Origin of the sequence: Amycolatopsis sp. NBC_00438, assembly GCF_036026695.1 — a bacterium.
Lineage (GTDB): Bacteria > Actinomycetota > Actinomycetes > Mycobacteriales > Pseudonocardiaceae > Amycolatopsis.
On the sequence record NZ_CP107923.1, the window covers coordinates 2658696 to 2670686 of the forward strand.

Genomic DNA, 11991 nt, shown 5'->3' on the forward strand with positions numbered 1-11991 from the left:
GGGCCATTCACGGACTTCAGTCGAGCAGGGCGGTGAGGACGCCGTCGAGGAGGCGGACGCGGCGGTCGGCGATGCGGTGGACTTCGTCGTCGTGGGTGGCGACGATGACGGCCGCGCCTTCGGCCGCGCAGCGGCGTAGCAGCTTCAGGACGCGGGGTGTGCTGCCGCCGTCGAGGTGGGCGGTGGGTTCGTCGGTGAGCAGGATCCGGGGGCGGCCGGCGACGGCGCGGGCCAGGGCGACCCGTTGCTGCTGCCCGAAGGACACTTCGAGGGGGTAGCGGTCGCCGAGGTCGCCGATGCCGAGTTCGTCGAGCAGGTCGGTGACGCGGTCCTGGATGACCTGGCGGGACGGGCGCGGGATGTCGGAGCGCAGCCGCAGCGGGAGGGCGACGTTCTCGGCGATGGTGAGCTCGTTGGCCAGGCCGAGGGCTTGGGGCAGGACGGCGCAGGTGTGCCACGGGGGCGCGCCGCTGATGGGTACGCCGTCGAGGAGTACGCAGCCGGAGTCGGGGGAGTCGAACCCGCAGAGCAGGGCCAGTAGCGCGCTCTTGCCCGATCCCGAGCGGCCGGAGACGGTGACGAGCTCGCCGGCGGCGACGCGTAGTTCGAGGCCGCGCAGGACTTCGATGTCGCCGCTGGGGTGGGCGAAGCTGCGGCGCAGGCCGACGGCTTCGAGCATGGACGGGGCGGTTTCGGCGGTCACTGCGGCGGCTCCCGTTGTTCGATGCCTTCGAGGGTGCCCTTGTGCAGGCGGGCGATCCGGGCGCCGAGGTCGATGAGGCGTTCGTCGTGTGAGGCGACCAGGACCGCGAAGTCCTGGTCCACCAGGTACTGCAGGGTGTCCAGGACGAGGTCGGCCGAGGCCTCGTCGAGCTGGGACGTCGGTTCGTCGGCGAGGATGACCGTGGAGCGGGCGGCGAGGACGCAGCCGAAGGCGAGCCGTTGCTGCTGGCCGCCGGAGAGGGCGGAGATCTTCCAGCGGCCGGTGCCGTGCAGGCCGAGCTGGGCGAGGATGTCGTCCGGGCGGCAGTCGGTGCCGGCGGCTTCGGCGGCGGCGCGCAGGTTGTCGGCGACCGAGAGGTAGCCGAGCAGGTTGTCGGACGGGTTCTGGAACACCAGGCCCAGGTGGTGGCGGCGCAGGGCGCGCCGTTCGCGGTGCTTGAGCTTGCGGACGTCGGCGCCCTGGAAGGTCAGGGAGCCGCGGGCGGGCTGTTCGAACAGGCCCAGTACACGCAGGAGTGTGGACTTCCCGGAGCCGGACGGTCCGGCGAGCACGGTCAAGCCGCGGGCGGGGACGTCGATGCTGACGTCGTCGACGCCGGTGACGATCCCGGCGGGGGTCTGGTAGTCGACGCCGATGCCGCGTAACTGGAAGATCGGTTTTTCAGGCACGGATCAGCTCCGCGGTCCGGGCGGTGCGCACCGAGCGCACCGCGATCCAGCCGGCCAGGCCCACCACGAGCACGCCCACGGCCAGCACGGTCAGCACGAAGGGCAGCGGGTCGGGTAGTTCGGAGCGGGGGGCGAGGAAGGTCGCCGGGTCGAACCGCGGTACCGAGAGGCCGGCGACCGAGATCCCGCAGACCACGCCGACGACGATGGCGAGGCCGCTGAGGGCGCCGAGTTCCATCAGGTGGCTGGCGAGCAGGGTACGGGGGCGCATGCCCATCCGCAGCACGAGGGCGCCGGCGAGGGCGTTCTGGCGTCGTCGTACTTCGACGGCCACGAGCAGGGCGAGGATCGCGACCACCCCGAGGACGGCGCCGAGCAGCGCGACGAACGAGAACGTCCACGACACGACGAAGAACGGGAGGCCGTCCAGCGCGGATTCGCGGCTGACGCGGTTGGGGATGTACACCCCGGCCGAGCGCAGGGCGGTGGTGGCGTCGGCCATCGCCGTCTTGGTCAGGACGCTCCACTTGGGGATCGCGTCGAGCTGCGCGTGGCTGAGGGCGGTGCGGGATACGACGTAGCCGGGTGAGGTGCCGATCATCGGGAACACCGGCAGGTCGCCGACGGGCACGGCGGCCGGGAGGGTGCCGGGCAGCTGCGCGGACTGGCCTTCCCGGTGCCCGATCCGGATCACCGGCGTGCCGTGGGCGTCCGGCTGGGTGATCTTCTCGAGCATCGTGTCGAGGTCGTCGGCCGGGACGCGGTCCAGGGCCGCGGCCTTGGTGAACGTCGCGGGGTCGATGACCAGGACGACGCTGCCGGTGCCGGTCAGCTCGCCGACGATCGTGCTGGTGCCGGCGAGTGCGGCGGGCATCGAGACGGTGCCCATGCCGATCGGGCTGTCGGTGTCGAGGCGGGCGTCGCTGCCGACGAAGATCGCCGATTTTGTGTTCAGGGCGTCTTCTTGGCCGTTGGCGATGCCGATGCCGGTGGCGAGGGTGCCGATCGCGAGGGTGCCGATGACGAGCACGCCGGTGACCGGCGCGCGGGCGCCGGCGAGGCGCCGGATCGCCAGTTGCAGGGCCGGGTGGGACCAGAACCGGGCGCGGTGGGAGGCGTGCAGGGCGAGCCACGCCAGCCGGGCGGTCAGCAGCCCGACGGTCAGCACGACGAAGACGGGGTAGGTCAGGGCCAGCGGGTCGACCTGGGGTAATGGATTTCCGAGGCGAGAGCCGGTGCTGTAGCCGGCCAGGCGGGTCCAGCCGAGCCAGGCCATGCCCGCGGTCGTGAGCTCCCACGGGAAGTACGCGAGCAGCCGTACCCGGTTGCCCTTGCGGCGCAGCCGGCCCAGTTCGAACTCGCGGTGGGCCCGCACGGCGACGACGAGGACGAGCAGCGCCACGGAGATCAGCAGCACGGCCGCGGCGACGAAGCCGGCGCGCAGTTCGGCGTCGGAGTCGGGTGCGCCGGGTGGTCCGTAGACGCCGAGCAGGAGGCGGGCGGCGACCGCGCCGGCCGCGCCGCCGAGCAGGATCGGCAGGCCGAGTTCGGCGACGGCGAGCCAGCCCAGGGCGCCGGGGCCGCTGCCGCGGGCGGAGAGGAGCCGCAGCTGGGCGTGGCGGCGCTGGTACCACTGGAGGGCGACGCTGCCGAGGCCGGCGCAGCCGACCAGGACGCTGATCACCGCGAGCGGCAGGATCGAGACGAGCACGTTGTCCTGGGCTTGGCGGGCGATCGTGACCGAGCGTTCGAAGGTGGGGACGTCGGCGGCGACGGTGTTGCCGAGGCCTTGGGCGGTCAGGTCGGCGCGGACGTCGGCGACGAGGTCCTGGGAGCGTTGCAGGAGGTCTTCGGCGCCGCTGAGGGTGGTGGGCGGCGGGACGTAGAACGAGATGTGGAAGTACTGCATGGTCGGCAGGCCGATGGCGTGGACGGCGTTGTCGAAACTCGCGCGGTCGGTGGCGAAGACGATCGAGTCGATGGGGTCGTTGGCCAGCCGGTCCACCACGGCGCCGGTCTGCTGGGAGCACCACCACCGCGGCGGCGGGTCGAGCAGGTCGCGGTAGATGCCGGTGACCGGCGGCAGCGTGGCGCCCTGGATGCTCGGGCGGGCGCCGAGGCCGATGTGCTCGGCGTCGGCGACGACGTTGCCCAGCCACAGGCCGGGGGCGCGGGTGCCCTGTTGCAGGGTCAGGTTGTCGAGCCCGGCTTGGTCGCGGTAGCCGAGGCGGATCTTGTAGTGCGGGTCGCCGTTGAACTGGGTGCCGGGCAGGACGTTCGTGTACTGGCCGACGATCGGGGTGCCGAAGCCGTGTGCGGGGGCGTGCCGCTGGACGGCGGCGGTGACCGCGGGGATGTCCTTGACCGGCATGTTGCCCTTGCCGAAGACCGGGCCGTAGGCGTCGGGGCAGACGATGCCGGTCTGGTAGGTGACGGCCGCGCCGCCGGCCGCGGAGGCCTGCAGGATCGCGGCGGTGCCGAGGAAGCACGCCAGCAGGGACGTCACCGCCGCCACGATCAGGGTCAGAGGGCTGGTGAGCGCGGCCTTCGGTGCCGCACGCCACGGCATGGTCACTCTGAGTTGTTCGATCTTCCCCCACATCACCCGCATGGAGGCGCACGCTACCGGGCCACCCCAGGAACCGGAACGTTTTTGTCGCGATCGTTGCTCACCGGCTGTGGTCGAAGCTGTCGAAAAGGGCGGGTGCAACGAGTACGGCCATCCGGCCGGTTTAATGGTCTAGACCTTGACGGACAGATTGGTCTGATCCAATCCTGGGGACGTTCCCGCCGTGCGACGCCGCAGCACGGCTCCCCGCCCTCCTTGGAGCGCACGTGCGTCGACGCAGACCTTTCTCCCGATTGTCCGTTTCCCTTGCCCTGGCGGCGTTCTCGGCCGGCACGCTGGTCGCCGCGGCCGGCCCCGCCCAGGCCGCCACCCCACTGCCCTCGCACGTCTTCGCCCCCTATTTCGAAGCGTGGACGGGGGAGAGCCCGGCCGCGCTCGCGCAGGCGTCCGGGGCCAAGCACCTGACCATGGCGTTCATCCAGGCCGCGACCAAGGGTCAGTGCACCGTCTACTGGAACGGTGACTCCGGGATGCCGATCTCCAGCGCCACGTTCGGCTCCGACATCACCACCATCCGCTCGCGCGGCGGCGACGTCATCCCGTCCTTCGGGGGGTACACCGCCGACAACACCGGCACCGAGATCGCCGACAGCTGCACCAACGTCGACTCGATCGCCGCGGCCTACGAGTCGGTGATCACCACCTACGACGTCCCGCGCCTCGACATGGACATCGAGGACAACTCGCTCACCAATTCAGCGGGGATCGACCGCCGCAACAAGGCCATCAAGAAGGTCCAGGACTGGGCCGCCGCCTCCGGCCGGCCGTTGCAGATCTCCTACACCCTGCCCACGACCACCCGCGGCCTCGCCGACAGCGGTCTCGCCGTACTGCGCAACGCCGTCACCAACGGCACCCGCGTCGACGTCGTCAACATGATGACCTTCGACTACTACGACAACGCCGCCCACGAGATGGCCACCGACACCCAGACCGCGGCCACCGGCCTGGTCTCCCAGCTCGCGGCGCTCTACCCGGGCAAGACCCAGGCGCAGCTGTGGGCGAGTGTCGGGATCACCGAGATGATCGGCGTCGACGACTTCGGCCCCGCCGAGACGTTCACGACCGCCGACGCGGCCACCGTCTACAACTGGGCCGTGTCCAAGGGTATCAACGAGCTGTCCTTCTGGGCGCTGCAGCGGGACAACGGCGGCTGCCCGGGCGGGGCCGCCGCGGACAACTGCTCCGGCATCAGCCAGTCGCAGTGGTTCTTCAGCCACGCCTTCGCGCCGTTCACCGGCGGCACCACGGTGCCGGGCAACGACTTCTCCGTCTCGGCGAACCCGTCCTCGGCCGCGGTGAACCCGGGCGCCTCGACGTCGGCGACGGTCACCACCGCCGTCACCTCCGGCGCCGCCCAGTCCGTGACGCTCTCGGTCTCCGGCGCGCCCGCCGGCGTCACCGCGTCGGTCAGCCCCGGCTCGGTCACCGCGGGCGGCAGCGCCACGCTCTCGGTCGCCACGACCTCGGCCGCCGTCCCCGGCGTCTACCCGCTGACCGTCACCGGCGCCGGAACGTCGGTCAGCCACAGCGCCACCTTCACCCTCACCGTCAACGGCACCGTCCCGACCGGCTCGGTCGTCAACGGCGGGTTCGAGACCGGCGCGCTGAGCCCGTGGATCGGGGCGGGCGACTCGGTCGTCGCCTCGCCCGCGCACTCGGGCACCAAGGCCCTGCAGGTGGCGGCGACGGCGTCCTCGACCGGTGAGGCCGCGCAGAACATCACCCTCGCCCCGAGCCACGCGTACACGCTCAAGGCGTGGGTGCAGGGCAGCTACGCCTACCTCGGGGTCCGGGGCGGCGCGACCGCCAGCACGTGGACCTCGAGCAGCGGCTGGACGCAGCTGTCGGTGCCCTTCACGACCGGCGCGTCGGGAGCGGTGACGATCTACGTCCACGGCTGGTACGGCCAGGGGTCGGTCTACACCGACGACGTCACCCTCGGCTGAGAAAGCGGCTCCGTCCTCCCCGCACCTGCCCGCGGGGAGGACGGAGCCGTTCGGCCGAACGCCCGCTGGGCAAGGTGGAGGTTGGCGCGGGCGCCTTCGCCGGAAAGACTGGATCTTCCGCTCGCGAGGAGGACAACGCATGCCCCACATCCCGCTCGACCCGGAGCTGCCCGGGATCCGGTCGCTGATGGCCTACCGGCCGGAGACGGCCGTCCCGCTGAACCTCCTGGCCCAGACGCTCCTGCGTGGGCCGAGCAGCCTCACGGTCGGCGAGCGCGAACTGATCGCGACGGTTGTGTCGAACGGCAACGAATGCCGCTTCTGCACCGGCAGCCACGCCGCCACCGCGGCCGAGACCATCGAAGGCGGCCGCGCGGTGGTCGACGCGGCGTGCGCCGGGATCGACGACGCGCCGGTGTCGGAGAAGCTCAAGGCGCTGCTGCGGATCGCGCTGGCCGTGCGGGAGACCGGCCGCAACGTCACCGACGAGCTCGTCGCCGCGGCGCGCGCCCAGGACGCGACCGACCTCGAACTGCACGACACGGTGCTGATCGCGGCCGCGTTCTGCATGTACAACCGCTACGTCGACGGGCTGGCCACGATCGCCCCCGAAGACCCCGCGGCCTACGAGCAGATGGGGAAGGTCCTGGCCGCCGAAGGCTACGGGCGCTGATCAGCCGTGAAGGGCACCCTCAGGGCTGATACAGCCCTGCGGGTGCCCTTCAGGACATCGCTACGCGGGCTGCAGCACGAAGTCGTAGCGCGCCTCGAGCCACGGCCCGTCGCTGTGCCCGCCGTCCGGGGTCGGGCCCGGCTCGCGCGGCTCGAACGTGACGACCAGCTCCTGCTTGGTGCCGAACACGACGTCGCTGTCGAGGTACTCGGCGCCCTCCTGGAACAGGTGCGTGATCAGCGGCTCGTACCCGGCCGCGTTGATCAGGAAGTGCACGTGCGCCGGCCGGTAGTGGCTGATGTCGGTGCCGCCGATCAGCTCGCCGACCGGGCCGTCCATCGGGATCGAGTACCCCTTCGGCGCGATCGTGCGCAGGCAGTACGACCCGTCCGCGCGCGTCAGGTACTTCGCCCGCAGCCGGGCCTCGTCGATGTCGGCGATCTGGGACTCGTACGCGCCTTCCTCGTCCGCCTGCCAGACGTCGAGGACCGCGCCGCCGACGGGTGAGCCGTCCAGCCCGGTGACGGTGCCGGTGATGTAGAGCGGCGCGCCCGGGAGGCCGTCGGACATGTCGCCGCCGAACTCCTTCTCCGGTGAGCCGTCGATGTGGAACGGGCCGAGCACCGTCGCCGGTGTCGCCTTCGCGTCGAAGGCGTGGTTCATCTGCACGACCAGCATGCTCAGGCCCAGCACGTCGGAGGCGAGGATGAACTCCTCGCGCTTCTCGTCGCTGATCTGCCCGGTCTCGGTGAGCCACCGCATCGCGGCCATCCACTCGGTCTCGCTCAACCGCACCTCACGGGCGAACGCGTGCAGGTGCCGCACGAGCGCCGCCATCAGTTCCGCGGTCCGCGGGTCGTGCGCGCTCGCCCAGCGCCGCGCGGCGAGCTCGGTGATGTTGTCCTCGGTGACCAGCTGCATCGGCGTTCCTCTCAGACTTCCGGATCCGGGGCGACGGACCGGTTGTTCAGGTCCACCGACAGGAAGATGTCGTTCGCGACGGGATGGCGCAACTCCTCGGCGAGCTGCCCGATCAACCCGGCCGTGCGGGCCAGCAACGCGAACCCCCGCAACAGCTCCAGCGGCAGGCCCAGGTCGGCGAGCGCCGCACCGCAGACACCGGCACCGTTGAGCGGCAGCGTCTTGCCGAGTACCTGGGGGTGCACCCGGCCGATCGCCGCGAACAGCTCCAGGTGCGGCCCGCGCAGGCCCTCTTCGGCGGCGATCTCGAACAGCCGCGCCGTACGCGGGTCGCCGTCCTTGTGCACGTGGTGCCCGAGTCCGGGGACGAATTTCCGTTGTGCGCGCATGCTTTCGACGGTCTCGAGGGCGAGCGCGTCCCAGCCGGCTTCGTCGGTGGGCCGCGTCTCGGCTTGGGTGAGGACGTCGTGCAGGAACCGGCCGCAGTCCTCGGTGACGCCGAGGAAGCGGGACCCGCCGCCGAGCAGGCCCGCGGCGAGCGCGCCCTGGACCGAGTCGGGCGCCGAGAGGTAGGTCAGCCGGGTGACGATCGCGGTCGGGGTGAAACCGTGATCGGCCAGCGCGGCCAGCACCGCTTCGAAGACCCGCGTCTCGCCTTTCGACGGACGTCGTTGCGTGGCGAGCCAGAACGCCAGCTCGCCGAAGCCGACCTCGCCCATCACGTCCCGGGCGAGGTCCTGGCCGAGCAGGGTGATCTTGTCGCGGCTCGACGCGCCGAGCGCCGTCTCGTACACCGGCTCGTCAGCCATCCTCGTCCTCCCGGGGACTCGTCAGCCACTCCCGCAGCTCGGCGCCGTGCTCGTCCAGCTCCGGCGGCGGCAACCGGTAGGCGGCAGGGGTCGCGGAGAAACGGATGGGGTGGCGGGTGGTCGGCACCGCGCGGTCGCCCTCGCCGACCTCGACGATCGGGTCGAGCCCGAACCGTTCGGCCATCGCGAAACCGCCGTCGATGGTGTTGATCGGCCCGCACGGCACGCCGACCTTCGTCAGTGCCTCGAACCACTCGACCGCGCCGCAGGTCGCGAGCCGCTCGATGAGCAGCGGCCGGAGCTCTTCGCGGTTCTTCGTGCGGTCGGCGTTGCGGGCGAAGCGCGGGTCGTCCGGGACGCCGGGCAGGTCCAGGACTTCGCAGAGCCGGCGGAACTGCCCGTCGTTGGCCGCGGCGACGATCAGGTCGTTGTCCGCCGTGGGCAGCGGCTCGTACGGGAAGACGCTGGGGTGGGCGTTGCCCATCCGGTAGGGCACCACCCCGCCGGCGGCGTAGGCCGAGCTGTGGTTGACCAGCCCGGTCAGCGCCGAGGACAGCAGGTTGACCTCGACGTGCTGGCCTTCCCCGGTCGCGTCGCGGTGGCGCAGCGCGGCGAGGATGCCGATCACGGCGTGGTTGCCGGCCATCACGTCGAACACCGAGATCCCGGCGCGGTACGGCGGGCCGTCCGGGTCGCCGGTGAGGCTCATCAGCCCGGAGATGGCCTGCACCATCAGGTCGTACCCGGGTACGTGCCGGCCCTCGCCCGAGCCGAACCCGCTGATCGACGCGTACACCGACCCCGGGTTGGTGGCCTGGACGCTGGCGTAGTCGAGGCCGTACTTGGCCAGCCCGCCCGGCTTGAAGTTCTCGATCAGCACGTCCGCGCGGGCGGCCAGTTCGCGGGCGACGACGGCGTCGGTCTCCTCGCGCAGGTCCAGGGCGATGGAGCGCTTCCCGCGGTTGATGCCGAGGTAGTAGGTGGAGACGTCGCCGCGCACGGGCGGCATCCACGTGCGGGTCTCGTCACCCTGCGGGCCTTCGACTTTGACGACCTCGGCACCCAGGTCGGCCAGCAGCATCGTGGCGTACGGCCCGGCGAGCACCCGGGAGAAGTCCGCGACCAGCAGCCCGGCCAGCGGACCGGCGGCGCTGTTGTCCACCCGAACCTCCCCTTCGTGTCCGTCAGTCGGACGTATGTCCGCCCAGTTTGGGGGAGTGGCCCGCGGTGGTCAAGACGCCGGGACCGTCACGTGCGGGACGTCGGCCAGCCGGGCGAAGTCGGCGCTGATGTCCCCGGCGGTCTGCAGCAGCAGCGGCAGGTGGTGCTCCAGGAGGCGCTCCACGGACGTCTCGGCGGCGTGGCAGTTGACGTTGACGCCGGCGATCACCCGGCCCGAGCCGTCCCGCAGCGGCGCCGCCACCGAGCGGATGCCCAGCGTGAGCTGCTCGTCGGTGAGCGCCCAGCCGCGGGCGCGGACCTGGCGCAGCTCGGCGTCGCGCTCGGCCCGGTCCGGCTGCCAGCGCGCGACCAGCCCGGAGCGGGTCGGCTCGGCCAGCACCGCGTCCAGCTCGTCGAGGGACAGGGCGGCGAGCTGCACCTTGCCCAGCGACGTCGGCAGGGCCGGGAACCGGGTGCCGATCTGCACGCTGAGCCCGACGATCTTCGGTACCGCCACGCGGGCCACGTAGACGATGTCGGAGCCGTCGAGCTGGGCGATCGAGCAGGACTCGTTCGTGCGCGCGACCAGGCGTTCCAGGTGCGGGCGGGCAACGTCCCACAGGCCCGCCGAGCGGACGTAGGCGACGCCGAGGTCGAGCACCCGCGGGGTCAGGGCGAAGCCGCGGCCGTCGGTGCGGACGTAGCCGAGCTCTTCGAGGGTCAGCAGGATCCGCCGCGCGGTCGGGCGGGCCAGGTTGGTGGCCGTGGCCACCTCGGCCAGCGTCATCGCCTGCTGGTGCGGGCGGAACGCCGTGATCACCTCGAGCCCGCGGGCGAGCGCCTCGATGAAGTCGGGACCGGTTCCCTCGCGTGGCATGCGCGACCTCCCTCTGGTCTGGTCCTCACGGGCAGCGTAGCGGCGGGGATTGACACCGGCGCGGCACTGGGCAAAAGTGACTGCGCCCACCCCATGTCCGTCCAGCGGACGAGTGTACGCAGAAGTGCGTGGAGAACGAGGCAGCGATGACGCAGCCCACCGACGGCCGGCCGGTCCTCCTGCGTGGCGGCACGGTCCTGACCCTCGACGACACCCGCCGGGTCCTGCCCGGCACCGACGTCCTGGTCAGCGGCGACCGGATCGCCGCGATCGGCCCGGCGCTGGAAGCCCCGCCGGGCACGGTCGAGATCGACGCGACGGACGGGATCGTCATGCCGGGCATGATCGACACCCACCGGCACATGTGGCAGACGGCCATGCGCGGGTACGGCGCCGACTGGACGCTCACCCAGTACTTCGTCTGGTACTACCTGGAGTGGGGCAAGATCTTCCGCCCCGAAGACATCCACGCCGGCAATCTGCTCGGCGCGTGGGAAGCCCTCGAAGCGGGCGTCACGACCACCGTGGACTGGTCCCACGGCCTGCGCACGACCCAGCACGCCGACGCCGCGGCCGACGCGCTCGAATCCGTGCCCGGCCGGTTCGTGCTGGCCTACGGCAACATCCAGGACTCCCCGGCCACCTGGACGGGCACGCCGGAGTTCCGCGACTTCGTCTCCCGCCGCACCGGCGGTGACCTGGGCTTCCAGCTCGCCTTCGACGTCACCGGCGACCCGGCGTTCCCGGAGAAGGCGGCGTTCGAGGTGGCGCGCGAGCTGGGGGTGCCGGTGACGACCCACGCGGGCGTCTGGGGCGCGACCGGCGACGACGGCATCCGCCTGATGTACGAGAACGGCTTCATGACGCCGGAGACGACCTACGTCCACGGCGCGTCCCTCTCGGCCGACTCCTACCACCGCATCGCGGCCACCGGCGGCTCCGTGTCGGTGTCCACGGAAAGCGAGCAGAGCGCCGGCCAGGGCTACCCGCCCACCTGGGCCCTGCGCGCGTACGGCATCCCGGTGTCACTGTCGATGGACACGTCGGTCTGGTGGAGCGGCGACCTGTTCTCGGCGATGCGTTCGACCCTGGGCGCGGACCGCTCGCGCGAGCACCTGGAGGCCCACAAACTGGGCGAAACGGTGACGCACGCGGCGTTGCGCGCCGAGCAGGTCGTGGAGTGGGCCACCCGCGGCGGCGCCACGGCCCTGGGCCGCTCGGGTGACCTGGGCAGCCTCGAGGTCGGCAAGAAGGCGGACGTGGTGCTGCTGAAGAACGACGCCTCGCCGGTGTCGTTCCCGCTGCTCAACCCGTACGGCCACGTGGCGTTCCAGGCCCAGCGCGCCGACGTCCACACGGTCCTGGTCGACGGCCGGATCGTGAAGCGCGACGGCCGTCTCGTCGGCGTCGACCTGCCGGCGGTCCGGCGCGAAGTGGAGTCCACAGTGGACTACCTGCGTTCGCAGCTGGGTGAGGAAGCCTGGCGCCAAGGCATGAACCCGGACATCCCGGCGACGAAGGTCCTGGACAACCCGTACACGTACACGAGCTACCAGAGCGACTCCACCCACGGCGGCTGA

The 11991-nt window shown here is 71.8% G+C and carries 10 protein-coding genes; 3 read left to right on the plus strand and 7 right to left on the minus strand.

Features of this window, described 5'->3' with window-relative positions; translation table 11 throughout:
• Window positions 1–16: 16 nt before the first annotated feature.
• The 3 genes from OG494_RS12465 to OG494_RS12475 are packed head-to-tail and all read right to left on the minus strand — an operon-like array spanning window position 17 to window position 3961.
• The gene (locus OG494_RS12465; RefSeq protein WP_247064298.1) at window positions 17–679 is read right to left on the minus strand and encodes an ABC transporter ATP-binding protein; all 663 of its coding nucleotides are present in this window, start codon (window positions 677–679) and stop codon (window positions 17–19) included.
• A gap of 20 nt (window positions 680–699) precedes the next feature.
• On the minus strand, window positions 700–1392 hold the full coding sequence (locus OG494_RS12470; protein ID WP_328455123.1) for an ABC transporter ATP-binding protein: 693 nt from the start codon (window positions 1390–1392) through the stop codon (window positions 700–702).
• Window positions 1385–3961, minus strand: a complete 2577-nt coding sequence (locus OG494_RS12475) for an FtsX-like permease family protein (protein WP_328458929.1) — start codon at window positions 3959–3961, stop codon at window positions 1385–1387. The genes OG494_RS12470 and OG494_RS12475 overlap by 8 nt, the downstream gene beginning before the upstream one ends.
• Before the next feature lie 293 nt (window positions 3962–4254).
• Here OG494_RS12475 and OG494_RS12480 point away from each other — a divergent pair, with 293 nt between their 5' ends.
• Entirely contained in the window at window positions 4255–5970 is a 1716-nt protein-coding gene (locus tag OG494_RS12480) for a glycosyl hydrolase family 18 protein (protein ID WP_328455124.1), read from the plus strand.
• Between the two features lie 139 nt (window positions 5971–6109).
• The gene (locus OG494_RS12485; protein WP_247051857.1) at window positions 6110–6643 is read left to right on the plus strand and encodes a carboxymuconolactone decarboxylase family protein; all 534 of its coding nucleotides are present in this window, start codon (window positions 6110–6112) and stop codon (window positions 6641–6643) included.
• Between the two features lie 60 nt (window positions 6644–6703).
• Here OG494_RS12485 and OG494_RS12490 read toward each other — a convergent pair whose 3' ends face one another.
• The 4 genes from OG494_RS12490 to OG494_RS12505 form a co-directional block, all read right to left on the minus strand.
• Window positions 6704–7564: a dioxygenase family protein gene (locus tag OG494_RS12490; RefSeq protein WP_328455125.1), complete on the minus strand. Its 861-nt coding sequence runs from the start codon at window positions 7562–7564 to the stop codon at window positions 6704–6706.
• A gap of 11 nt (window positions 7565–7575) precedes the next feature.
• Window positions 7576–8373, minus strand: a complete 798-nt coding sequence (locus OG494_RS12495; RefSeq protein WP_328455126.1) for a citryl-CoA lyase — start codon at window positions 8371–8373, stop codon at window positions 7576–7578.
• Window positions 8366–9535 carry a CaiB/BaiF CoA transferase family protein gene (locus OG494_RS12500; RefSeq protein ID WP_328455127.1) on the minus strand — a complete coding sequence of 390 codons (1170 nt, stop codon included), beginning with the start codon at window positions 9533–9535 and terminating at the stop codon, window positions 8366–8368. The genes OG494_RS12495 and OG494_RS12500 overlap by 8 nt, the downstream gene beginning before the upstream one ends.
• Before the next feature lie 69 nt (window positions 9536–9604).
• Window positions 9605–10411 (minus strand): IclR family transcriptional regulator domain-containing protein, encoded by an 807-nt coding sequence (locus tag OG494_RS12505; protein WP_328455129.1) that lies wholly within the window; start codon window positions 10409–10411, stop codon window positions 9605–9607.
• Between the two features lie 146 nt (window positions 10412–10557).
• Here OG494_RS12505 and OG494_RS12510 point away from each other — a divergent pair, with 146 nt between their 5' ends.
• On the plus strand, window positions 10558–11991 hold the full coding sequence (locus OG494_RS12510) for an amidohydrolase family protein (protein ID WP_328455131.1): 1434 nt from the start codon (window positions 10558–10560) through the stop codon (window positions 11989–11991).